General features: G+C 42.1%; 24 protein-coding genes and 2 pseudogenes. 19 read left to right on the top strand and 7 right to left on the bottom strand.

The features are described from left to right. Positions 1-6: 6 nt before the first annotated feature. Complete coding sequence (locus LC065_RS19495) at positions 7-453, top strand: hypothetical protein (protein WP_306163647.1); 447 nt, start codon at positions 7-9, stop codon at positions 451-453. An 85-nt stretch (positions 454-538) separates the two neighbouring features. Further along, positions 539-1,072, top strand: a complete 534-nt coding sequence (locus tag LC065_RS19490; protein ID WP_226587905.1) for a GNAT family N-acetyltransferase — start codon at positions 539-541, stop codon at positions 1,070-1,072. Positions 1,073-1,119: 47 nt separating this feature from the next. Here the strand turns inward: LC065_RS19490 and LC065_RS19485 are convergent. Beyond that, a pseudogene (locus tag LC065_RS19485) lies at positions 1,120-1,999 on the bottom strand (cation diffusion facilitator family transporter). Positions 2,000-2,305: 306 nt separating this feature from the next. Here LC065_RS19485 and wrbA point away from each other — a divergent pair. The 4 genes from wrbA to LC065_RS19465 all read left to right on the top strand — a co-directional run bounded on the left by wrbA (position 2,306) and on the right by LC065_RS19465 (position 4,611). Further along, positions 2,306-2,911 carry an NAD(P)H:quinone oxidoreductase gene (gene wrbA, locus LC065_RS19480; RefSeq protein WP_226587909.1) on the top strand — a complete coding sequence of 202 codons (606 nt, stop codon included), beginning with the start codon at positions 2,306-2,308 and terminating at the stop codon, positions 2,909-2,911. A gap of 413 nt (positions 2,912-3,324) precedes the next feature. Further along, entirely contained in the window at positions 3,325-3,567 is a 243-nt protein-coding gene (locus tag LC065_RS19475; RefSeq protein WP_226587910.1) for an IDEAL domain-containing protein, read from the top strand. A 224-nt stretch (positions 3,568-3,791) separates the two neighbouring features. Continuing rightward, positions 3,792-4,202 (top strand): M15 family metallopeptidase domain-containing protein, encoded by a 411-nt coding sequence (locus LC065_RS19470; RefSeq protein ID WP_306163646.1) that lies wholly within the window; start codon positions 3,792-3,794, stop codon positions 4,200-4,202. Positions 4,203-4,212: 10 nt separating this feature from the next. Beyond that, positions 4,213-4,611, top strand: coding sequence for a M15 family metallopeptidase (locus LC065_RS19465; protein ID WP_306163964.1), 399 nt, complete (start codon positions 4,213-4,215; stop codon positions 4,609-4,611). Between the two features lie 39 nt (positions 4,612-4,650). Here LC065_RS19465 and LC065_RS19460 read toward each other — a convergent pair. Continuing rightward, a pseudogene (locus LC065_RS19460) lies at positions 4,651-5,272 on the bottom strand (NAD(P)-dependent oxidoreductase). A gap of 102 nt (positions 5,273-5,374) precedes the next feature. Here LC065_RS19460 and LC065_RS19455 point away from each other — a divergent pair. Next, positions 5,375-6,670 carry an MFS transporter gene (locus LC065_RS19455; RefSeq protein ID WP_226587916.1) on the top strand — a complete coding sequence of 432 codons (1,296 nt, stop codon included), beginning with the start codon at positions 5,375-5,377 and terminating at the stop codon, positions 6,668-6,670. Between the two features lie 2 nt (positions 6,671-6,672). Here the strand turns inward: LC065_RS19455 and LC065_RS19450 are convergent, their stop codons facing one another. Further along, complete coding sequence (locus LC065_RS19450; protein ID WP_226587919.1) at positions 6,673-7,587, bottom strand: zinc dependent phospholipase C family protein; 915 nt, start codon at positions 7,585-7,587, stop codon at positions 6,673-6,675. Between the two features lie 891 nt (positions 7,588-8,478). On the opposite strand from LC065_RS19450, the gene fumC reads away from it, so the two are divergent. Both fumC and LC065_RS19440 read left to right on the top strand, forming a co-directional pair. Beyond that, on the top strand, positions 8,479-9,870 hold the full coding sequence (fumC, locus tag LC065_RS19445; RefSeq protein ID WP_226587921.1) for a class II fumarate hydratase: 1,392 nt from the start codon (positions 8,479-8,481) through the stop codon (positions 9,868-9,870). A 125-nt stretch (positions 9,871-9,995) separates the two neighbouring features. Then, positions 9,996-10,202 (top strand): alpha/beta-type small acid-soluble spore protein, encoded by a 207-nt coding sequence (locus tag LC065_RS19440; RefSeq protein ID WP_146814316.1) that lies wholly within the window; start codon positions 9,996-9,998, stop codon positions 10,200-10,202. Between the two features lie 388 nt (positions 10,203-10,590). Here the strand turns inward: LC065_RS19440 and LC065_RS19435 are convergent, their stop codons facing one another. Together LC065_RS19435 and LC065_RS19430 are read right to left on the bottom strand one after the other, a co-directional pair. Further along, positions 10,591-11,688, bottom strand: coding sequence for an ABC transporter ATP-binding protein (locus LC065_RS19435; RefSeq protein ID WP_226587923.1), 1,098 nt, complete (start codon positions 11,686-11,688; stop codon positions 10,591-10,593). Between the two features lie 128 nt (positions 11,689-11,816). Further along, a complete protein-coding gene (locus tag LC065_RS19430; RefSeq protein ID WP_306163645.1) occupies positions 11,817-12,710 on the bottom strand; it encodes a PucR family transcriptional regulator in 894 nt (297 codons plus the stop codon). A gap of 109 nt (positions 12,711-12,819) precedes the next feature. On the opposite strand from LC065_RS19430, the gene LC065_RS19425 reads away from it, so the two are divergent. Then, on the top strand, positions 12,820-13,101 hold the full coding sequence (locus LC065_RS19425) for a metal-sensitive transcriptional regulator (protein ID WP_174787809.1): 282 nt from the start codon (positions 12,820-12,822) through the stop codon (positions 13,099-13,101). 60 nt (positions 13,102-13,161) lie between these two features. Here LC065_RS19425 and LC065_RS19420 read toward each other — a convergent pair whose 3' ends face one another. Next, positions 13,162-13,329 carry a hypothetical protein gene (locus LC065_RS19420; RefSeq protein ID WP_226587927.1) on the bottom strand — a complete coding sequence of 56 codons (168 nt, stop codon included), beginning with the start codon at positions 13,327-13,329 and terminating at the stop codon, positions 13,162-13,164. Positions 13,330-13,439: 110 nt separating this feature from the next. Here LC065_RS19420 and LC065_RS19415 point away from each other — a divergent pair, with 110 nt between their 5' ends. The 4 genes from LC065_RS19415 (at position 13,440) to LC065_RS19400 (ending at position 16,554) form a co-directional block, all read left to right on the top strand. After that, complete coding sequence (locus tag LC065_RS19415) at positions 13,440-13,850, top strand: ferritin-like domain-containing protein (RefSeq protein WP_226587929.1); 411 nt, start codon at positions 13,440-13,442, stop codon at positions 13,848-13,850. Between the two features lie 116 nt (positions 13,851-13,966). Beyond that, on the top strand, positions 13,967-15,103 hold the full coding sequence (locus LC065_RS19410) for a DUF445 domain-containing protein (protein WP_306163644.1): 1,137 nt from the start codon (positions 13,967-13,969) through the stop codon (positions 15,101-15,103). Between the two features lie 84 nt (positions 15,104-15,187). Beyond that, a complete protein-coding gene (locus LC065_RS19405; RefSeq protein ID WP_089653229.1) occupies positions 15,188-15,547 on the top strand; it encodes a YlbF/YmcA family competence regulator in 360 nt (119 codons plus the stop codon). Positions 15,548-15,783: 236 nt separating this feature from the next. Next, positions 15,784-16,554 carry an enoyl-CoA hydratase gene (locus LC065_RS19400; RefSeq protein ID WP_226587933.1) on the top strand — a complete coding sequence of 257 codons (771 nt, stop codon included), beginning with the start codon at positions 15,784-15,786 and terminating at the stop codon, positions 16,552-16,554. Positions 16,555-16,608: 54 nt separating this feature from the next. On the opposite strand, the gene LC065_RS20640 is transcribed toward LC065_RS19400, so the two are convergent. After that, entirely contained in the window at positions 16,609-16,896 is a 288-nt protein-coding gene (locus LC065_RS20640) for a YhzD family protein (RefSeq protein ID WP_371933375.1), read from the bottom strand. 558 nt (positions 16,897-17,454) lie between these two features. Between LC065_RS20640 and LC065_RS19390 the strand changes: the two genes are divergently transcribed. From LC065_RS19390 to LC065_RS19370, 5 genes are all read left to right on the top strand, one after another. Beyond that, a complete protein-coding gene (locus tag LC065_RS19390; protein WP_226587935.1) occupies positions 17,455-18,354 on the top strand; it encodes an ABC transporter ATP-binding protein in 900 nt (299 codons plus the stop codon). Beyond that, positions 18,347-19,600, top strand: coding sequence for an ABC transporter permease (locus tag LC065_RS19385; protein ID WP_226587936.1), 1,254 nt, complete (start codon positions 18,347-18,349; stop codon positions 19,598-19,600). Before LC065_RS19390 ends, LC065_RS19385 begins: the two co-directional genes overlap by 8 nt. 179 nt (positions 19,601-19,779) lie before the next feature. Beyond that, positions 19,780-21,018 (top strand): metallophosphoesterase family protein, encoded by a 1,239-nt coding sequence (locus LC065_RS19380; protein WP_226587938.1) that lies wholly within the window; start codon positions 19,780-19,782, stop codon positions 21,016-21,018. Next, positions 21,015-22,589: an AAA family ATPase gene (locus LC065_RS19375; protein WP_306163643.1), complete on the top strand. Its 1,575-nt coding sequence runs from the start codon at positions 21,015-21,017 to the stop codon at positions 22,587-22,589. Before LC065_RS19380 ends, LC065_RS19375 begins: the two co-directional genes overlap by 4 nt. Then, positions 22,507-23,907, top strand: a complete 1,401-nt coding sequence (locus tag LC065_RS19370; protein ID WP_306163642.1) for an ATP-binding protein — start codon at positions 22,507-22,509, stop codon at positions 23,905-23,907. Before LC065_RS19375 ends, LC065_RS19370 begins: the two co-directional genes overlap by 83 nt. Positions 23,908-23,948: the final 41 nt, after the last annotated feature.

Raw genomic sequence — 23,948 nt, 5'->3', positions numbered from 1 at the left:
GACAATTTGGATTTCCTTTCGGGCAGATTTTCGGATTTCCAACGCCCAATCAGGGGGGGACAGTTCGGCCCGGGCCAACCCCCTCCTGGACCTCCAGGCGGACCACCTTTTGGAGGCGGGCAAGGGCAGCCGCCATTTGGTGGAGGGCCTGGAGGACCTGGAGGACCTGGGGGACCTGGAGGACCAGGCGGGCCTGGCATTCAGCTTCCACCACCACCGGATCAGCCGCCTAGTTCACAAGGGGCATCTCTCTTTGCTGTTGACCCCGGATCATTATATGGCTGCCTCTATCGATACACGTGGATCACTCTTGTTAACGGACGCTCGTTCTGGTTTTACCCAACATTCATCGGCCGCACTTCTGTAGCTGGTTATCGTTGGCAGCGCCGTCGTCGTCAGTGGGTTTATACAGGCTTTGACACACGACAAATTTCTAGTTTCCAATGTAGATAAACCGCAAATAAAAGGTGATGTCACTCTTGGCATCATCTTTTTGTTACAATAAGAATTAATTAGAGGAAGAAGGGACGATCTCCATATGCCTGAAGTAAGAGCTGCCCGCTTTGAGGATGCTGAAACAATTGCAGAAATCCATGTGAAGAGTTGGAAATCAACATATAAGGATTTGATTGATGAAAGGGACCTGAGCAATACCACGGTTGAACACCGGATTGCACTTTGGGAAACGGTTCTCAGAACTCCTGTAAATGGCCAGATTGCCTATGTTATTGAAAACGATCATGGTGAAGTTGTCGGTTTTGTTTCTGGTGGAAAAGAGCGCACAAAGAATTATGGATTTGATGGAGAAATTTATGCCATATATTTGTTGGATGAGTATCAGGGAAAAGGGTATGGAAAAGAAATGCTCCGGGTTTTTTCGAATGGGATGCTTGAAGCGGGGTATCAATCCCTGCTTGTATGGGTGCTGACCAATAACCCTTCCAGTCAATTTTACATAAAATATGGAGCAGACCCAGTAGAAGCAGAAAGAGTCACAATCGGACAAGGAACTTATGAAGAGACGGCTTATGGTTGGAGTGAGTTAAAAAGCTTGACCGATCGTCTAGCATAATCCACATGATATTCGTTAAAAAAGCCTGCCGTCACCGGCAGGCTTTTTTATGTTTCTTCTTCTTCATAGGGTTCGATATGGATGTGGGCGTAACCGATATTTTTCTCTTTTTCTAATCGTTCTTCTACTTCATCGGTGATTTCGTGACCTTCCTGAACAGTAATATCAGGGTTGACATGAATAGTAGCTTCGACAAGTGTTTTATTGCCCTGCATCCGTGCTTTGACATCTTTAACGGCCCAAACGTCAGGATGATCGGATATGCTCTCTCTGATGTGTTCAATGCCCTCTTCATCATAACCATCTGTCAGGCTGTGGGTGGCATCGACAAAAATGTCCCAAGCTGTTTTACAAATGATGAGACCAACAATCAAACCAGCAAGAGGGTCCAACCAGGATACCCCAAATTGAGAGCCGAAGATACCAATGCTTGCGCCGATACTGACAAGAGCATCTGATCGATTATCTTGAGCAGCCGCATATAAAGCATTGCTGTCCACTTTTTTTCGATAGATTCAAGTTGTACCGATAAACAACATACATGACAACGGCAGCGGCTAGAGCTGTCCATGCCGTAAGCAATGAAGGTTCACTGGCTTTTTGCTGAATAATATCCTGAACCGTACCAATGATTACCTCTATGCCGACGGTCATCATAATGAAAGCGGCGATGAGAGAAGCGATTGTTTCAGCACGAAAATGCCCATAGTGGTGATCTTCATCCGGTGGTTTTCTAGATATCTTAAGCCCGACTAAGACAGCCACAGATGCAATGACATCAGTCGTATTGTTTAACCCATCCGCTCGGAGCGCTTCAGAGTTTCCAACGGAGGCGATGATCAATTTTGTAGTAGCAAGCACAAGGTATGCAATAATACTTACCCAGGCCCCACGTTCCCCTTTTTTAAGCTTTGCATAGTCATTCATGGACTTTTACCTCCAGATCGATCAATTAAGGCTTGATATAGCTTACCAAATAGAAGTTCAGTGGGTCTAGAGAAAAAAAGCTTTCCATGATCATGTTAATTGCCTTCGCGCAAAAAACAACTTTATTTTAACCATTATGGAGAGATTAGAGATTGTAAAGGTTTTATAAAATATCTCGATTTTGAGAGTCTTGAGTTTGAGTTTTAATAGGTGCGGGTATATATTATTTGTGAATCCTGGTCGTATCTTAGGAAACAATAAACAGGCATTCTTGGATTCCAATAGTATGCAAAAGGAGAGATTTTAGTGGCAAACGTAAAATTAGCGATCATTTATTACAGTTCAACAGGTACGAACTACAAAATGGCGCAATGGGCGGAAGAGGCAGCTAAAGAAGAAGGGGCAGATGTGAAACTGGTACGTGTCCCAGAGCTAGCTCCTATGGAGGCCATTGAACAGAATCCTGCATGGAAAGAGCATTACTTAGCTACCAAAGACGTTGTGCCAGAGGCGAAAATCGACGATCTTGATTGGGCTGACGCTGTTATTTTTAGTGTGCCTACCCGCTTTGGTAACGTTCCAGGTCAAGTGAAGCAATTTATGGATCAGGCGGGTGGACTATGGTTCCAAGGAAAACTTGTGAATAAGGTAGTCAGTGCGATGACATCTGCACAAAATGTGCACGGTGGTCAAGAAGCGACGCTGTTGAACTTCTACACTACGATGTTCCACTGGGGCGCCATCATTGCAGCACCAGGTTACACAGATGATGCCGTCTTTGCTTCCGGAGGTAATCCCTACGGAACAAGCGTGAGCGTAGATGGAGAAGGAAATATGAAAGAAGAAGTTGAAGGCGGCGTACGTCATCAAGTCAAACGTACACTAGATGTGGCAAGTAAATTCATCAATTAAATAATAGAGGAAAGAGTATGGAACCTTTTTGAGTTTCATACTCTTTTTTATGAGGAACTTATATGAAACATCAGTGAGACAAAACCGATCCTTTTTATAGGAAGATTGGAGAATGAGGGCTGTTTTATGAGTATTATGGAAAGAAGCCTATCATTGCTATTCTTTCTTTTAAATGTGACAAGGGAAGGTGAGCGAATCCTATTTTTTTCGAGAAAATAGAGATGTTCAATGAACCCTCTTAGGGATTTAGTAACTATTTTGTGATAGTAAATCATGATAAATCCCTCTAGCAATAGGGCTGAGAGGTTTAAATATTTAAAATATGGGAACCATAATACTAAATATTCAGAAAACTTGTTGCGAAATTCTATTATATCCTGCATAATGAAAAAAAGCATGAAGGGGGTAGTCTCATGAGAAAGCAAAAGATTGATTATGTTATCCGTCGCCACCCCGAGTACAAAGGGAAAGAGATTACGGCAAAGAGAGAGTTGTCCTTTGGAATACAGTTAGCCTCACGTCTGCTTTTAGATCAACTAAGTTATCAGTTTAATAAAGAACGTCTGGACAAGGAAATCAACCAGGCCATTGATAACAATGACCGCGAAGAATTTGAACGTTTAAGTTTTGAATATCAACCCTTTACATGGGAATAAGATAGAACCGTTGCTGATGCAGCGGTTTTTTTTGTAGAGTTTTAGGTCATTAATGAAGGGCTTCTTTATGACCAAATAGAATTCGTTCAAAGCAATTTTGTAACAAATCGAACAGTAAATGACTGAGTTTTAGGAAAACAGCATTATGAAAGGGAGCAGATATACAACATCTTCCTGTGAATGTTATAGTAAGGGTACCATCATAGACTAGGAAGGTAATACAATTGAAAAAAGTATGGATTTTAACATTATTAAGTATCAGCTTGGCCGCTTGTTCGCTCGCATCAACGGGGGACGAACAAGAATCGAAAGAAGATGCTCCCGTTTCTTCCCAAAAAGAAGTGGATCAAACCTTTTCTGGTGAGGAAACAGAGCAGGCTAATGCTGACGGGACGAAAGATCCGGCCTCTGCTAAAACGGAAAAAGATAAAGTTTTGGAGGACGGTACAGTCGAAGTCGGAGAACCCGAGAGTTTACAGGTGGTCGTCAATAAAAACAGAAAGCTGCCGGGTGATTATGTGCCCGACGATTTGACTGTCCCAAATGTACCTTTTTATTTCCAAGAAGATCACCCGAAAAAACAGATGAGAGAAGAAGCAGCTCGTGCTTTAGAAGGGCTTTTTTGCAGCTGCTGAAGAGGATGGAATTGAGTTAGTAGCCGCTTCCGGCTATCGTTCCTATGATCGTCAAAAAAGGATTTATGATAGAAATGTAGAAGTTTATGGCAAAGAGGAAACGGATACATTCTCAGCACAACCTGGTACGAGCGAACATCAAACAGGCCTTGCTATGGATGTTACTTCTGCTCAGGTGGCATTTAAACTGGAGCAATCCTTCGGTGAAACCTCGGAGGGAGAATGGCTTGCCGACCATGCCCATGAATACGGGTTTATCATCCGTTATAGAGAAGGTGCCAAAGACATTACAGGTTACATGTACGAACCCTGGCATTTGAGGTATGTAGGGAAAGAGATTTCTTCAGATGTCCATGAACAGGCCGTAACGTTAGAGGAGTTTTTTGGCCTATACCCTTCGGATGAATGAAAGAAAGCCATTTCTCAACAAAGAGAGAAATGGCTTTTTTTAATAACAGATTCCAACGCGGTGAGCTAAGAATTCTTTCTTTTGTAATTCTTCATAGGCAAAAAATGCTGTATCTGCTACGGTAATCTTTTTACCGCCTTCCGGGAGTAAATCACGCTCAGATCGGATATTGCCATATCTTTCTCCATCAGGCAAATAAGTTGGGCAGATGATGGTCCAATCCAGCTGACTTTTCTGTAAAGCTTCATATACTTTAACATGTTCTTCAGCTGCAAAAGTTTTCTTTCGTTTGGACTCATTGGTCTGGTAGCGGTATTTTCCTTTTTCGAACCTGCTGTTCAGAATGCCTGCCGTTCCGATTGTGACGATACGCTTGATCCCTTCTTTTTTTCATCGCTTTAATGATCAAAGGAGAACTCTTTGATAGCGTGTCGGTTTTATCTGTGTTCAAGGCACTGATGACCGCATCACAACTGGCAATGGTCTTTTTGATGTCCTCTTCATTTTTCACGTCGCCTATCACGAACTCCACACCAGGAATAACTTCCATCGCCCGTTTTTCATCACGAACGAGTGCTTTTACTTCCACCTCATCACCCAATGCTAATCTTACAATTTCAGATCCGACTCTTCCTGTCCCACCGAATACTGCCAGTTTCATTAAACCACCTCAAAGATTTGTAAAGTTTGATTTTGACTAAGTAACATATGAAAATCTTTTGCTAAGCTTGACTAAAAAAGAATGTAGATGGGGGATATGACCATGAAAAGGAAGCCCGTTTGGAGCTGGATGCTTTATGATTTTGCTAATTCAGCTTTTGCAACGACCATCATGGCTGCTGTGTTGCCTGTATTCTATTATGATGTAGCAGCTAAAGGTGTTCAAGAATCTTTAGCAGCAAGCTATTGGGGATATTCCCAATCCATTGCCGTTTTAATCGTTGCAATCCTTGCTCCAATTCTTGGGGCGATCAGTGATTACTCAGCAGCGAAGAAAAGTTTTTTGATGTTCTTTGCCTATATGGGGATGATTGCCAGCATCTTGCTTGCCTTTGTCGGAGAAGGGGATTACATCTTTGCCTCTATATTATTAATCGTGGGGACGATCGGTTTTTCAGGTGCGAATGTATTCTATGATGCCTTTTTACCCGAAGTGGCTAAAGAGGAAGATATAGACCGGGTTTCTGCAGCTGGATTCACGTTAGGGTATGTTGGGGGCGGGGTCCTGCTTGCCATCAACTTGCTTATGATTATGAAGTATGAGTGGTTCGGGCTTCCAAATACCTTGATCGGTACGAAGCTTTCTTTCGTATCTGTTGGTATTTGGTGGTTTATTTTTTCCATTCCACTCTTGAAAAACATTGTAGAGGAAAAGAAGACGCAGCAAAAAAGAGAGCGCTCTTATGTGTCCATCGGCTTTCAGCGGCTTCGTCGGACATGGAAAGAATTGAGACAGTTTAAGCAGCTCCTCATCTTCTTATTGGCGTTTTGGCTTTATAATGATGGGATTTCGACAATTATAAAAATGGCCACGATTTATGGAAGGGATATTGGGATTGACAGCACTTCTCTGATTACAGCTTTACTCATCACTCAATTCGTCGGAATCCCATGTACATTCTTCTTTGGTTGGCTGGCAGGTAAAATCACTCCTAAGCGTGCCCTCATGATATCGTTATCTATTTATTTGGTCATCGTAGCACTAGGGTATTTTATGACATCGGCCCTTCATTTTTACATCCTGGCTGTGTGTGTAGGTTTCGTTCAAGGGGGAGCTCAGGCTTTAAGCCGTTCCATTTTTGGAAGAATGGTTCCAGGAGACCGTCATGCGGAGTTTTTTGGTTTTTATGGAATTTCTTCAAAATTCGCTGCCATCTTTGGACCGTTTGCTTTTGCACTCGTCGGGCAATTAACAGGGTCGAGCCGACTTGGGATTCTATCGCTCGTGTTCTTCTTTATCGTTGGTATGATCCTTTTATATTTGCTTGATGTAGATAAAGGGGTAGAGCAGGCGGAAGCCTACACCCGCTCTGAGGAAGAACCCGTCATTCGTTTATAATTTTACACAATCGGCTGACTAAGCTGGTTGATCACCATATTTTCAAGAGGTTCTCCTGTATCATATGAAATGTTTCCCACGGTTTCTTTAATGTCCGCCAAAACGTCAGGAGAACCTGTTTCCCAATATTTGAAGATATACTGAAATAGAAGGATACCCTCGTTCTTAGCCTGTTCATATAAATCCAGAAAAGATTCATTGCGTTTTTCACTCGTAGCGGGATGGTACCACTCTTTACGACTCTCATTCAAAAAATCTTTTTCTTCAGTAATTGGTTGATGTGAGAACGAAGATACAAGCGATCCGAACCATTGATTCTTCCATTTCCAAGGGTCATACAACACCCTTTGCGCCACTTGTATATGGGAAAAAGATTCTTGAATTACTTTCTTCTTATGTTTCGTCGTAATATCTGGATAATGTTTGGAAAGCAATGAATGTATAAAGGAAGAAATCGGGCGGATTTGCTTCCTGATTTTTATTTTCTCATGTACAGGGTTTCTCCATGTTGCCAAATTCCTCTCTCGACCAAGCATGATTGTGTCTAAGAGCACTTCTAGTTCCTGGTGTTTATTTTTCTCATAACCAGCGTGGTAGTGAACGTAAGGGTGAGTATGGCGGTCAAGGACGTGGTGGCTTACAAATCCCAGGATAAAGGCTTGAAGTAGATTTTTCTCTGAGAGTCCTCGTTCAATCATATCCAACAAAAAGGGTCCGCATTTTTCCGTATGCAGCAGCATCCCAATTTCTGCTACCTCTTTATTTGGTAGAAAAGGCAGGAAATTATGATAAAAAAACGGATCAGGGCCTTGAGCTCCCATATGTAAAGGGGCTGAGGAAGTTTCTAAAAGGTCTTTTCTATCGAGTTCCTCACATAACTCATCCACAAACAGTATGTGTGTCCATATATTAGGCATCGTCATTCTCCATTCCTTATAAAAATTGTTCCACTAAATGGCAGGTTTGTGGAAGACTCAGTTTCAAGATGTGTCCGGGTTTCGTTGCCTTGTTGGGTGTTAGGGGTGGTCGGGAAGCTACTCGCTTTCCTGCGGGGATGACGGCAAGCCTCCTCGTGCTACGCACTGTGGGGTCTCGCCAGCCAATCCATTCCCGCGGGAGTCTCGCAGCTTCCCGACCACCCCATTCGGTGTTGGAGAGAAACGAACCTCTTCACTGTGGGGTCTCCACTAACATGATGTTATAAGCATAAAGCGCTGTATAACAAGCTTTACGCATGCAGAATAGCTTTCTGGGGAGTTGATTTCCCTCCAATTATCATGTGGAGGATTTCGAGATACTTATATGGCAAAGGGGCGGAGGGGAATGGCGAGACTCCTGCGGGAAAAAAGTGCAGGGTGAGACCCCACAGGACGCAGTCCGAGGAGGCTCAAAAGAATAGAGGAAGTTCGATTAAGTTCGGCACGTCCTGTGCCAACATCGAACGACCCCACTTCGTGTGGAGCCCCGCGGAAAGCGAGCTATTCCCCGCAGCCCCATCCACTCAACAAAAGTCTCGAAACTGAGTCTTCCACAATAGGGAGCTTTAGTGAAATTGTGGATTCAAAAAAAAGAGCCTTTCTGCAAAGGCTCTTTTTCACCACTTTTTACCCACTTGAGAGGTCAAGCAAGGAAGGAAGATATGTACCTTTGCTTGATGGGTTCATTATACATAAATATCTGAAAAATGTAAATAATCAGACTTGTAAATTGAAGAAAATTGTCAAAAAGAACGGGCTTGTGGTGATTGTTCAAAAGATTCTTGATACAATGAAAAGGCATGCAATGATTTGAGCAAAGGGAGGATATTCATGGATTATCGCATTGAGAAAGATACCATAGGAGAAATCAAAGTACCGAGCGAAAAGTTTTGGGGAGCTCAAACACAGAGAAGTAAACAAAATTTCCCGATCGGTGATGAAAAAATGCCGAAAGAAGTGGTCGAGGGCTTTGCTATCCTTAAAAAAAGCGCGGCAAAAGCAAATGCAGCACTTGGGTTGCTTGAAGAAGAAAAAGCCGAAGCTATTGCTTATGCAGCGGATCTCATTATTGCCGGAGAACTGGACGAGCATTTCCCTCTTGTCGTCTGGCAGACGGGGAGCGGGACGCAATCCAATATGAATGTGAATGAAGTCATCGCTTACGTAGGTTCACAATGGCTGGAGGAGAAAGGCAGTGAAACACGCCTCCACCCGAATGATGATGTAAATAAATCGCAAAGTTCTAATGATACTTATCCGACAGCGATGCATATCGCATCTGTCAGAAAGATCGAGGATGTCGTCCTTCCAGCCTTGATCCAATTCAAACATACATTACAAGAAAAAATGGAAGCGTTTAACGATATCGTTAAGATTGGCCGTACTCACTTACAAGATGCCACTCCATTGACACTCGGTCAGGAAATTAGTGGGTGGCACCGCATGCTCGAAAAAACAGAAAAGATGCTTATTGAGAGCACGGAGTATGTAAAAGAGCTTGCGATCGGTGGAACAGCTGTAGGTACGGGATTGAATGCCCATGAAGATTTTTCGGATCAGGTCGTGTCTCAAATTAATGAGGCCACAGGAAAAGGATTTATTTCCGCACCGAATAAATTCCATGCACTCACTTCCCATGACGAACTCGTCCACACTCATGGCGCATTGAAAGCATTAGCAGCAGATCTTATGAAAATTGCCAATGATGTGAGATGGCTTGCGAGTGGTCCACGTTGTGGCATCGGCGAAATAACGGTTCCTGCGAATGAACCGGGAAGTTCCATCATGCCTGGTAAAGTGAACCCGACTCAAAGTGAAGCCGTTACGATGGTGGCAGCACAGGTTATGGGGAACGATGCGACAATCGGCTTTGCAGCTAGTCAGGGGAACTTTGAGTTGAACGTATTCAAACCTGTGATCGCTTATAATTTCTTGCAGTCGGCACAACTTCTTGCGGACAGCATCGTTTCTTTCGATGAACGTTGTGTGAGCGGGCTTGAGCCGAATCATGAACAAATAGAAAAGTATCTGCGTGATTCCTTGATGCTTGTGACAGCTCTTAATCCGCATATTGGATATGAGAATGCAGCGAAAATCGCAAAAACAGCCTTTGAAAAAGATCAGACATTGAAAGAAACAGCGGTTGAGCTAGGGATTCTTACCGAAGATCAATTTGAGGAATACGTTGATCCTAAAGCGATGACGAAACCAAACGCGAAATAATTCTTAAGTTGTTAGCCATGTTATTAGCCTAATATAATTTCTCCAATAATTACCACCTGTTTTTTTGACATAAAAACAATCAGACCGACCCATACTACGATTACACAAGACAGGAGGTGAGACACATGGCTAACAACAACAGTTCAAATGAGTTGGTTGTACCTGGTGTACAACAAGCTCTAGACCAAATGAAATATGAAATCGCACAAGAATTTGGCGTGCAACTTGGTGCTGACTCTACAGCTCGTGCTAACGGTTCTGTAGGTGGTGAGATCACTAAGCGTCTTGTCCAAATGGCTGAGCAGCAGTTCGGCGGACAACAATACAAATAAATATTTGTGACGAAGGAGGAAGGGTGCGCCCTTCCTCTTTATTTTTTGGATGTCTTAAAGCATTCATACGTTGCAAGAAGATTGAATTCTCCAGGTCGTTTTGAAAGAAGTGGCGAGCGATGCAGGAATGTGGTGTATGCAATGGGTGGGCAGCTTCTGAAAGGCCCTGCCCAAAATGCGAAGGAACGATGCGAGATCAAGGGCGTGTCACGGATTTCTTGGATGATTATAGTCCTTATCTTGATCAGAAATATACAGACCTCGTGGATGGTGATCTGAATTCATCCATCACTGAGGAATGTGTCCATTTATTTGTGTGTGAAGATTGTGGTTTAAACGATATTCAAGCCACATAAAAAACGCAGCCAACAAGGCTGCGTTTTTTTATTTAGCGTATACGTAATTCAGAGTCTTTATCAAAGAAGTGAACTTTGTTCATATCGATTGCCAACGTAATCTGATCTCCACCATTAATATCGGAACGGGAGTCTACACGAGCAATGAAGTCCTGGTCATTCAGTTTGGAATATAAGTAGGACTCAGATCCCATCAGTTCTGCTACTTCAATGTCTGCTGTGATTTTCTTGTCTTGGTTTGCATCAATAAACACAGGCTCATCATGCATATCTTCCGGTCTTACACCCAGAATGATTTCTTTACCAATATAGTTTTGTTCACGAAGAGGTTTCATTTTTCCTTCAGGAACTGCTATTTTGATCTCTCCCAGTTCGATGTGTCCATCAGCAAGTGTTCCATTTAGGAAGTTCATGGCTGGTGAACCGATGAAACCGCCGACAAAAACATTTTCAGGTTTGTCATACACATCTTTTGGTGCACCCACTTGTTGAATAACCCCGTCCTTCATAACTACAAGTCGTGTAGCCATCGTCATCGCCTCTGTCTGGTCGTGCGTGACGTAGATGGTTGTTGTTTGAAGACGTTGGTGCAGCTTCTGGATTTCAGCACGCATCTGTACACGAAGCTTGGCATCAAGGTTGGAAAGAGGCTCGTCCATCAAGAATACTTTCGCATCTCGGACAATCGCACGGCCAAGAGCAACACGCTGTCTTTGACCACCAGATAGCGCTTTCGGTTTACGGTCAAGTAAAGCTTCAAGGCCAAGGATCTGCGCCGCGTTATTTACACGTTTCTCAATTTCACTTTTATCCATCTTACGGAGTTTTAAACCGAATGCCATGTTATCATATACGTTCATGTGGGGGTACAAAGCGTAGTTTTGGAAAACCATCGCGATGTCACGGTCTTTAGGAGCTACATCGTTCATGCGTTTATCATCAATCATGAAGTCACCGTTTGTAATTTCTTCAAGACCTGCAATCATACGAAGTGTCGTAGATTTTCCGCAACCGGAAGGACCGACGAATACGATAAACTCTTTATCCTTGATGTGTAAGTTGAAATCATCCACCGCTTTTACACTTTTATCATATACTTTATCAATATTGTTCAGTTTAATTTCTGCCATTTTTATATCCCCCTAGAAAAATTGAAATCGCTTTCTTAATTGATTACAGTGTATCGAAGTTTCTGAAAACGGTAAATGGACAAAGTGCACAAACATGGGAGAGGGTTGTTTGTGCACTTTGTCGATTGTCAGTATTCCATGTGTAATAATGCAAGATACGTAATGACCGCGCCCTCAAATTGTTTAATATCAAGGCCCGTTTTTTCAATGAATTTCTCCACTCGATATTGCAAGCTGTTTCTGTGCATATACAGTTTCTTAGCAGCTAAAGATGTATTAGAACCCGATTCCATGAAAATCCGGATGGTCTGCAATAATTCCTTGTCCTTTTCGATGTCCTTAAAGATGGATCGACGGATATGTTCCCATTCCTCTTCTGGAAGTGCGTCTATATATAAGTAGGGGATAATATCCTTATAGGTAATAATGGATCCTGGTTTATGTTCTTTAGCAATTCTCGCTCCGTGCTGGGCCCACTTCAATATTTTTGAGGCATCCTCCGGAGCTGAAGTGAATTCACTAATAAAGAAATGAATATCTGTATAAAAATCACTGCTTAAAACATCTGCCATGCCTTCGAATTCCATGGTTTCCTGCTCTTTGGATGAAATCTCTTCTATGATGACCCCCTCACGGTCCGATGTCCATAAGAGAGGCATTTCTTGAGGAAATAGGGATTGAAGGGCTTCCTTTACAATAGTTTTCTCTGCTTCCACATCTTCGATGGAAAAAAGGACAAAGCGAAAGGATACCGGCCACACCATTTCCTGTACCCATTCATTTTTATAAAGGAATGATGACCATTGCTTTTCCCTTTCTGTCATGGTGGATTCTTCTGAGCTTAAAGGTGTGAGAAAGATAGAGAGCAATTCAGAAGATTGGTGGTCAAGTTCATCTTTTTTAATACCTACGATTTCATCATTTTCGGTTTGGAACCATTTGTATTCCGTATGGTTGTCAAATCCTAGTTTATTCATAGTGATTGAAGGGTATAATCGTTTAAGTTGGTCTACAACTGACATGAATCTCTTCCTTTTTGGTTGGATATTTACTATTATAGTAATACAATGGACAAAATCCGCAAAGCGTTGAAGGTATAAAACTTCGCACCTGAAGAGAGGAGGAGAAGAATTGGATCAAGTGAAGGATAAAAGTATTTACGGTCCTGAAACGAAAAACCGTTTAAAAAGGATTGAAGGTCAAGTTCGTGGTGTCCTCAAGATGATGGATGAAGATAAAGATTGTAAAGATGTCATTACCCAGTTGTCAGCCGCACGTTCTGCGATGGACCGTGCGATTGGATATATCGTTGCAAAAAATTTAGAAGGCTGTATTCGTGATGCTCATGAGGAAGGCGAATCAGCGGAAGAGTTAATTAACGAAGCTGTGCAGATGATTGTTAAAAGCCGCTAATGAAGAAAGCTGTCTCCTGTTGCGTCAGATGAAAGGCAAACAGGAGACAGCTTTTTCTTTTCATTTTTCCTCTTTTTGCTCAGGAATTTCGTGAGCTTCTCCGATTTGCTCATGCCCGTAAACAGGTTTAATCGTACCACCTGCCATCCCTTCATTGATCATCCGATCGACGTCAAGTTCGAATTTATCCTTTCCTTCGGGTGCTGCTTGTTTATGATGCTTTTCCATAAGTTCACCTCCTCTTTTCATTTTGCCCGGATTCCGAAATTCAATGAACGAACACAGAGCATAAACTTGTCCTTTCCCTTCATATTCCTTTAGTAAGGGGAGGAGATCAAATGCAGGACTATCGTGAGTCCTTTATCCAAAGGCTGCAAAGGTCAATTGAAGAAGAATGGAAGGATCATGATTTTTACAGCCGGCTAAAAGGGGATACAAGCAACCGTTTATTCAGGGACTATATTAAGCATGCCGAGAATGATGAATTAAAGCATTATCAAATGTTCCAACACCTTCATCTTCAGTTGACAGGAAAATATCATGAATTTGAACCAAAGACGATCGATTATCGGTCTTTTGAGAATGGTGTGATCAAAGCCCAACAAGATGAGTTTAAATCGGCTGAGATGTACAGGGAGATGCTGTTTATGGTTCCAACCCCCGGCGCTTATCATGCATTATTTACAGCCATGACTGATGAGATGGAACATGCGACTAGGTTCGGCACTATTTATGGGCGATTAAATTAATTCCAGCTTAGAGGCCAGGTCTACATGAGGCCTTTTTTTGTTTGGGGTTTTACCGTTGGCACTTGGCTTTTATATGGATTATACTTGGTACACCATGTGTAGAAAGAGGTTGGAACATGAATCCTGTTTTATTAATCTTAATGATGATCGGAATCGGGGCCTTAATTGGAGGGCTTACGAATTCATTAGCTATAAAAATGTTATTTCGTCCATATCGATCCATTTATATTGGCAGCTATCGTCTGCCTTTTACCCCGGGACTGATCCCTAAACGTCAAAAGGAATTAGCTCAACAGTTAGGTAAAATGGTTGTCAACCATCTATTAACTCCAGAAGGCATCCGTCGAAAGCTCACTCATTCAAGTTTTAAGGCACAGATGACCACATGGGCGAAAGATGAAGTTCAAACGTTGTTAAAAAAAGAAGATACGTTAAATGAAGTGCTTGAGAAATTTCATATTGAAGTGACAACATCATCCATTCAAAGTCATGTTTCTCAGTGGGTGGAACATCGCTATGAATCGCTCATGGACGAATATCGTGAGAAAACGATAGAAGAGTTGTTAACACCATCGTTAAGAGAAAGGACAAATCGCGGAGTAGATCAGGCGGCTGCTCATATTCAAGCGAGTATAGAAACTTACTTCCGGAGTTCCGAAGGGAAAGAGAAAGTAGCAGCCTTAATTGATAACTACTTGGATAATCAAGGGTTTCTCGGTAATATGATATCATCTTTCATGGGACCAGACGGGCTTACAGAGCGTATTTATCCACTGATTCTTAAATATGTATCTGACCGGGAAATGAAGGATTGGCTGGAAACGATGCTGCATACGGAGAAAGAAAAACTTTTGACGAAGCGAGTGGCATGGTATGAAGACCAAATCGGTCGTGAAACCGTTGGCACGAAGCTTGGTGAGCTCGTGGCACAGGCATTACCTGTAGATCAGTGGATGGCAAAAACGGTGGAGGAATGGACAAGTCCTTATGAAGAAAAAATTCTTCAAACCTTCGTTCCGGCTGCTGTTGATCAAATCAGTGATTTATTATCGGCCAAGGTGGAGAGCATGATGACGCAGCTGCGTTTATCTGAAATTGTTCAAGAGGAAGTCGAAGCTTTCCAAGTCGAACGTCTTGAAGAAATGGTTCTTGGTATTTGCAGGAGGGAATTTAAAATGATTACCTATCTGGGTGCTTTACTAGGAGGAATGATCGGCTTGCTTCAGGCCATTATTGTGCTATTTTTCGGATAATGGTGTATTCCTATACAGACGTATAGGAGTTTGTTATAGTGGGGGAGGAGTATCAGAACGAAAACTTAGGAGGTACTTATTTTTATGGCAAATCTATATGATTACGCGTATGATCTAGAAAAAGCAATCCGTAATAGTGAGGAATTCAACGGATTGAAAGAAGCATATGAAGCAGTTATGAACGACGAAGCTGCTAAAAAAATGTTCGACGATTTCCGTCAAACACAAATCACTCTTCAACAAAAGCAGATGCAAGGAGAGGAAATTTCTGAGGAGGAAGTAGAACAGGCTCGTAAAGTTGTTGAGCTTGTACAACAACACCCTCAAATCTCCAAGCTTATGGAAGAAGAGCAGCGCTTGAACACTGTCATCAACGATATCAGCCGTATCATTACGAAGCCTCTTGAAGAGCTTTACGGCAACCCTGAAGAACCACAACAATAAATAGTAATCAAAAGGAGCTGGTGAACCAGCTCCTTTTTTTGTGGCCATTCCTAACTGTAGGGCACTTCGGGAGGCCTGCATTCAGCCCGCAGACTATAAGCCTTCTATCATTCATGTCTACATAGTTCTTAATCATGAATTGGATTTTTTGTCGTCTCTTGCAGGAAAGTGGGTGCTTCATGACGAAAAACTAAACCAAGAAGAATTTTTCCAAATATAGGAGGAAAACCATAATCATGAAGCATTTCATTGTAGAGGAAAAGGGAAATGTGGTTCATTTGAAAATTGCCCGAGGAGAAAAATACAATGCATTGAATGCAGAACTATTAGCAGAATTCGCTGAAGCAGCTCGTGAAGTGAGGCGGTCAGAGGCACAAATTGTACTTTTATATGGAGATGGAGAAGGATTTTGCGCAGGTGGAGATTTGAGCATGATGAAAGAGGTGTCTGACAGAGATACTTATGATGAAGTCATGGATAATATTGAAACCATTGTGAAAACCTTTTATTCCATGCAGAAAATTGTGATATCCGCATTGCATGGGCCTGTGGTAGGTCTAGGGTTAAGTATTGCTTTATCGGCTGATTATGTCATAGCTGAACCAGACGCCAAATTATCTATGAACTTTATAGGTATTGGATTAGCTCCAGATGGTGGAGGTCATTTTTGGCTGCAGGAACGTTTAGGGACACATCAGGCTAAACATTTTGCTTGGGAAGGGCAGCAAATGAGAGCAAAAGAAGCCTATGATCATAAACTTGTGGATATCGTCGTCAATGGACCTGTCCAAGAAGAAGCAGCACGTCTCGCGGAAGAGTGGAGCAGCCGTCCATTGAAATCCATGATTGCTACAAAAGAAATGTATCACCAGCATGGAATGGAACGTTTATCTCACTACTTGGAGAAAGAACGTGAAAACCAATGGCGGTTACTTCAAACCGCTGATCATAGAGAAGGGGTTGAAGCCTTCTTGAATAAAAGAAAGCCGGAATTTCAAGGTAAATAGTAAAAAGTCGCGCCTAGAAGCGCGACTTTTTATGGTTTTACATTGTTTTTCGTGTTATCTGTGGAACAAAACTAAATGTCCTTCAGGTGCAGCGCAGCGATGGGTGTGATTGCTGTACCCTTTCTCCTCAAGTTTCTCTGCCCCTATTTTCTTTGCCTGGTCATCATTTTCTGCTTGGAAGTTTTCATCGAGAACATTGGTCCCATCTTTTTCGAATACAGTTAAGTAGTATGTCTTCATTGTTGTGCCTCCTTGAATGAATAGCTGTTCATTATTTACTTTTGTCATACGACGTCGATATTCCTGCTTGAACAGCAAATTTCCATTAAAAAAATCACCCATTCCATTCTTCCACAATAGCTCCCTATACTTGAAGACACAGTTCCGAGACGTTTGTGTGATTTTAGGGGCTACGGGAAAAGGTTCGCTCCGCCCCTTAATTTTATAAGTGTCTCGAAACCACTTCTGGAATAAGAAGCTTTCAAGCTCGATGGAAATGTGGGCGTTACACTTCACCCTTATGTTTATTTGGATTCTGAAATAGAGAAGGCCTTATGCTTATAAGAGCGGAAGAGTGGAAGGCAGTCTCTTTGAGCAAAGGGGTTCGTTTTACGAATACATCGAAAGGGGTGGTTGGGAAACTGCGAGACTCCCGCGGGGATGACGGCGAGACCCCGCAGTGCGTAGCACGAGGAGGCTTGCCGTCATCCCCGCAGGAAAGCGAGTAGCTTCCCGACCACCCCTAACGCCCAACAAGGCAACGAACCCCGGACACATCTCGAAACTGAGTCTTCCACAATCCTGCCATATTCTTTAATATCAGTTTTTTTATGATAGATAATTATTATTGAAACCATTGGGTTAAAAGTTACGTACATAAGGTGCAAAGGGGGAGAAATGATGACATTACGTTTGGAGAAAGTGACGAAAAAGTTTGGGTCATTTACAGCCGTTGATGATTTATCATTAGAAATTCCAGAAAAACAGATCTTTGGTTTTCTTGGTGCGAACGGAGCAGGTAAAACCACAACCTTCCGTATGGTACTTGGTTTGTTGGATCAAACAAAAGGTAAAATATCATGGAACGGCGGGGATATCGGCTACGACCAGAGTCATTTAATCGGATATTTACCGGAGGAAAGGGGACTTTATCCGAAGCTTAAGGTCCAGGAACAGTTGGTCTATTTGGCAAAATTAAGAGGGATGAGGAAGTCAGAGGCTGTTCAACAGATTGAACGCTGGCTTGAGCGGTTTAAAGTACCAGAATATAAAAATAAGAAAGTTGAAGAATTATCGAAAGGGAATCAGCAAAAGATTCAGTTCATATCAGCTGTGTTACATAAACCAAAATTGCTGATATTGGATGAACCTTTTTCAGGTCTTGATCCAGTTAATGTGGAAATGCTGAAGAAAGCAGTCATTGATTTGAAAGAAGCCGGAACATCGATTGTGTTTTCCTCGCACCGGATGGAGCATGTAGAGGAATTGTGTGAGAGTCTGTGTATTCTTCATCACGGTTCACCCGTGGTGCATGGAAAATTGAAGGAAATAAAAAAATCATTCGGGAAAAAGAATGTGAAAGTCATCGCAGATTTTGATCTTGCATTTTTGGAGAGTGTCCCTGGAGTTACGAAATATAAGCCATTGGGGGATGGTTGTGTACTCCAAATCGAGAGTGAGGAAATTGCTCAGCGTATTTTTGAGGAACTGCAAGGAAAAGGATTTGTACGCAAATTTGATCTGGAAGAACCAACGTTGAATGATATTTTTATTGAGAAGGTGGGTGCTTCTTATGAATAAGTTCTTTATCATGGTTGCCCAGACTTATAAAAACCGTGTTAAATCAAAATCTTTCTTAATTACCACAATTGTTACTGTCGCACTCATTTTCGCTTTATCGAATTTGCAATCCATCATTGAGACTTTCAGCGATGTGGATGAAGAAAAGAAAGTTGCGGTTGTGACGGATAATGAGGGCTGGTTTCAGTCATTAGATCAGGTCGTTTCGATGAACGACAATCTTACCCTTCAGAAATACGACGGAAGTCTAGAAGAAGCCCAAGCAGCGGTAGAAGAAGGAGACTTTCAATCTGTCGTTGAAGTGGAAAAAGGAGAAGAAGGGCTTCCTGAAGCGACTTATTATGCGAACAAAATTGCCAATACAGGTGAAAGTGACCCTGTCAGACAGGCACTTCAACAAGTGAAAGTACAGTATGTAACCGAGCAGGCCAATGTCGATCCTGCGATTATTCAACAAATGAATACTCCTGTTACTTTTGAGCTCGTAGCTCTTGAAGAGAGTGCAAAAACGGCAGAGGAACTTAACCAGACTCGCGGACTTGTTTATGTGATGCTCTTTTTCCTGTATTTTTCTGTCATCATGTATGGGCAGATGATCTCTACGGAGGTAGCAACAGAGAAATCAAGTCGCGTCATGGAAATTTTAGTTTCCAGCGTATCCCCTGTTTCCCAAATGTTTGCGAAGATTTTTGGCATTGCTTTGTTAGGTTTGACGCAATTCGCTATCCTTATTTTGGCTGGGTACTTGGGTATTCAACAAAGCAAGACCCTTGGAGATGGTTCGATGCTGGAAGTCTTCGGTTTCAATGACATTAATCCCGGCACAATCATCTATGCAGTGGTTTTCTTCATACTTGGCTATTTGCTTTATGCTACCTTAGCGGCAACCTTGGGATCGCTCGTCAGTCGTTTGGAGGATGCGCAGCAATTGTTGGCACCTATGATTATGCTGATTGTAGCTGGTTTCCTTATTGCGATGTTTGGCCTTGGAATTCCTGAATCCACCTTCATCACGATCAGTTCTTATTTCCCGTTCTTTACACCATTAATTATGTTTTTACGCGTAGGAATGCTGGAAATCCCGATTTGGGAAATTGCCTTATCTATTGGTATTCTCATCGGGTCCATTCTCTTACTAGCGTTGATTGGAGCACGTGTCTATCGTGGTGGTGTGTTGATGTACGGGAAGTCCACTTCCTTAAAAGATTTAAAAACGGCTTTACAGCTTTCCAAAAAAGAGAAATAGAGAACCCCCCCTTTCTTAAGGGGGGTTTTTGTTTGGATGTTAAACGATGTACACCTCAGCTTTGGATGAATGGTTCGGAAAATCTTCCAAAATTCCTTTTACTCTCTTATTGTATGAGAACGTGCATTCGGTTTTTGCCTCTGTTAAAATGAAGGAAACAATAGAGAAGGAGGCTGATCATGATGGAATCATCGATTCGATTCATACACAGCGCAGATTTACATATCGACAGCCTTTTTAAAACAAAGGGGCACTACCCAGGTGAGTTGTTAGAAAGGTTGCGAAACAGCACGTTTGAGGCGTTCGACCGTCTAATTGATGCGTGTATAGAAAATAAGGTGGATTTTCTATTGATTGCTGGTGACTTATACAATGAGGAAATTCGGAGTATCAAAGCCCAAGTCCATCTTAGGCGTGGGTTTGAACGTCTTCAAGAAAAGGATATTCATGTTTATGTCAGTTATGGTAACCACGATTATATAGAGGGAAAAACACTCCCCATCGAAATGCCAGAAAATGTACATATTTTTCAAAGTCAGAATGTCGCACATATCCCTTTTGAAAAGGATGGGGAAGTATTGGCGCACATTTATGGATTCAGCTATGAGGCAAGAGAAGTACGAGATCGTAAAGTCCCGTTCTTTACCAAAGAAGAGGAGGCGGACTATCACATCGGAATGCTTCACGGAAGTTTGGATACAAATACAGACCATGATGTTTACGCACCTTTTTCACTACAGGAGTTAAAAGAGCAAGAGCTGGACTATTGGGCTTTAGGTCACATCCACAAGCGTTCGGTTCTATCGGAAGATCCACTCATCTTATACCCCGGAAATATCCAGGGGAGATCACGAAAGGAAGACGGGGATAAAGGGTGTTACCTTGTCGAGCACAGCTCAGGCGAATGGAACTATCATTTTGTCCCGCTGCAAAGCATAACATACGTCTCTACTACTGTGGATAAACTTGAAACCACATCGCCTGAAGAGTTGGAGAAAGTGTTGGAGAAGGCGAAAGGAAAAGTCGCTGCCGGTTCTCCTGTGATGTTGACGATCACATTGTTGGGATATGCAGGAACTGAAGGGGATATTCAAGACTGGGTGGAGGTTATTAATGAGAATGAAGATTTTGATTCCGATGACTGGATCTGGATTGAGGAGGTCAAAATCGAAAGTCGCACAACCTGGGATGAAGAAGAGTTAATGAGAGGTTCTCATTTTACAGGGGAACTATTGCGGACCATCTCACATTTAAATGAAGAAGAAGTAGAACAGTGGCTTACTCCTTTGTTCAACCATCGGAAAGTGTCCAAGTATATTCATCCGATGAATAATGAAGAAACGAAGGATGTCATTGAACAGGCAAAATCATTACTAATGGAACGGATGATCAATCATGAGAGGAGGGGGACGATTTGAAGATCATCCATTTATTCATATACGGATTTGGGAAATGGAAGGATTACTCTTTAGATTTAACCGATTCATCCCCGCATCTCATCATAGGTGAAAATGAAGCAGGAAAATCGACGCTCTATGAGTTTATCTTGTTTATGTTATTTGGACTACCTCCAAAGCAAAGGCTCTCTTTCACACCTAAAACCGGAGGGAGCATGGGTGGGCGCCTTGTCCTTTTAACGGCAGAGTATGGCAGAGTGACGATTGAGAGAACACACGAATATGAGAATGGAAAAGCGGTCTGTCACTTGGAGACAGGGGAAGAGAAGGATGAATCCTGGCTCCGAAATTTACTGGATGGAATGGAACGTAGAGTTTTTGAATCTACCTATAGCTTTAATGCGGATGCCTTGATGGAGCTAAGGAATATATCCGGTCATGAGCTTGGTGAAGTCCTTTTAAATATCGGGTTAACCGGATCTGATCAAATTTATCAGACAGAAAAATGGCTGCAAAAACAAATGGATGAACGTTTCAAGCCGCAAGGAAAAAAGCCACTCATCAATGAACAGCTTCAAGTGGTTGAAGAGTTGCAGCAGAAGAAAAAGACATTGGATGAAGAAGAAGAAGTCTACTTACGTCTGCAAAAAACAAAAGAAACATTGAACGAACGCATGAGTACGTTGGAGAAGGAATGGAAGGAGACAATCAATCAACTCTACATAACGGAGCAGGTCTTGAAAGTTAGAGCTATTATTGTTGATTACCATTTAATAAAGTCGGAAGTAGAGAATCAACAAAAGGTTTCCTTTCCGGAAGCCGGTGTGGAGCGTTACCAACAAGTAAAGGAAGTCCTTTTGCCTCTTCAATCAGAACAAAAGCTATTGAAAACAAATATAGAGGAACTTGAAGCTTCCATTCAACATTGGAAAGATGGGTATGTTCCATCTCAAGAAGGTGAAGGAGGAAGGCTCGTAGAATCTGGATATCCAAAGTATGAGCAAGCTCTCTACGAACATGAACGCCTTTTACAACAGACTAGCCGACTAAATGAACAGCTGGAAGAATATAAAAGCCACATCGATGTTCCTTTTGATACAGATGAAATTGAAGAATACCCTCTGCCATTTTATATTGAAGAGACATGGCGAGCATTGAAGAAGGAAAAAGAGGAAGTAGAACGAGAAGAAGCGTTTATTAAGGAACAATTAGATGATATCGCCCGGGAGTTTCAAAAGATTGAAGAACATAAACATTCGATAGAGGACGAGAGGATTAGTGAGGAAACAGCCAGAGAATACGAAGAAAAGTTGCAGAAGAGTTATCAAATGGCAGCCACGTCTGACCAGGACTTAACGGGATTAAGAAATAGACGTTTGTTAGGAGGCGTAATAGCGGCCCTTGCACTGGCTGTCGGGGGGGCTTCTGGAAGGAATGGGGCTATTCGTCTTGTGTTTGGCCATAGCCGCTGGTTTTGCCTTGTACAGTTACAGCTGTCACAAAAAAATTATGAAATCATTCGAACAAAGTGTGACGAAGTCCACTTCAGTAGAAGAAATGGAACAAGCGAGGAGACAACTGCAGTTATATGATGCACATATGAATGAGTACCATCATTTACGTGAGCAGTGGAAGCAGTTGAACCAGGAAGAGGTTCGGCTGCAGGAGAAGGCTAATCATCTTCAACAACGAAAAAGAAGATTGGAAAGTACCCTCGATGAACAGCGTAATCTCTATCCTTTCCTAGCATACTTAAACGTGGAGCACTGGGAAAAACTTTATCATCTTCTTGTGCAGTTGAAAGAAAAAAAACGTACACAAAACCAGATGCTTCGCGACAAAGAAGAGCAACTTTCCATAATGAATGATATCCAAAAAAATCTGGAAGCGTTTTACAAGATGAAAAAGTGGGAATTCTACGAAGAGAATATGGAGCAGCAGTGGCATCGTTTGAAAGAATGGGTCCAAGACCAAAGTCAAAGAAGGCAGAAAATTACCCATGCAGAACAGCAATTGGAATCCTTGTATAAACGTGCGAAAGAAAACAAAGTAAAGCAATCTACTTATATGGAGCAGCAACAAGATCTGTTTAAAGAAGCCGGTGTTGAAAAGGAAGATGACTATTACACCAAAGCCAAACAGAATAAAAAACATGAGGAGCAACAAAATCAGCTCCAAGATTTAGAACGTCAGCTGCAGCGTATGCTGTCAGAAAGTGAGCAGAAAGATTATCATGTGTGGACAGAAGTGCCTGAAGAACGTGTTCTTTCTGCCCGTCTCGAGCGACTTAAAAGCGAAAAGAAAAAGGTCGAAGATGAACAAAAAAAGAATCAGCAAGCCATGGCAGATAACCAGAGTGCCATTCAGCAGCTTGAGCATTCCGACGAACGCTCAAGCATTACCCACAAACTTCACAGAGAAAAAGCTGAACTTCAAAAACAATCAGAAGAATGGGCGGCTTATCAACTGGCATGGAAGGCTTTGGAGAAAACGAAGCATGCGTATAAAGAAAAATATTTGCCACGCATCTTAAGGAAAGCTACAGACTATTTTTATAGACTGACGGACGGAAATTATACGGATGTGAAAATTTCCCCCGATGATGATCGCATTAAGGTCATTAGTAAGCAAGGGTTCACTTATTATCCAATGGAACTTTCACGAGGCACAAAAGATCAATTGTATATTTCTTTCCGCATGGCTCTGGGGGAAACAATGGCGGATGATTTATCCCTGCCGTTTCTCGTTGATGATGCCTTTGTTCATTTTGACCAAAAGAGATTACACCTGATGATCGAACTTTTCGAGCAGTTATCTAAAAAGCACCAAGTCATCCTTTTTACTTGGCGAGAAGATTTGGAAGAAGTGTTTCAATCTCCTCACGTCCTGCGATTGAGTGAAAATCAATAATATGGTCGCAATGTAAGGACATTAATGATAAAATGTTTTAA

Source organism: Halobacillus litoralis (assembly GCF_020524085.2).
GTDB classification, from domain to species: Bacteria; Bacillota; Bacilli; order Bacillales; family Halobacillaceae; genus Halobacillus; species Halobacillus litoralis_E.
Note: the sequence above shows the minus strand (reverse complement) of the source record. Positions and strands in the feature narration are given on the sequence as shown.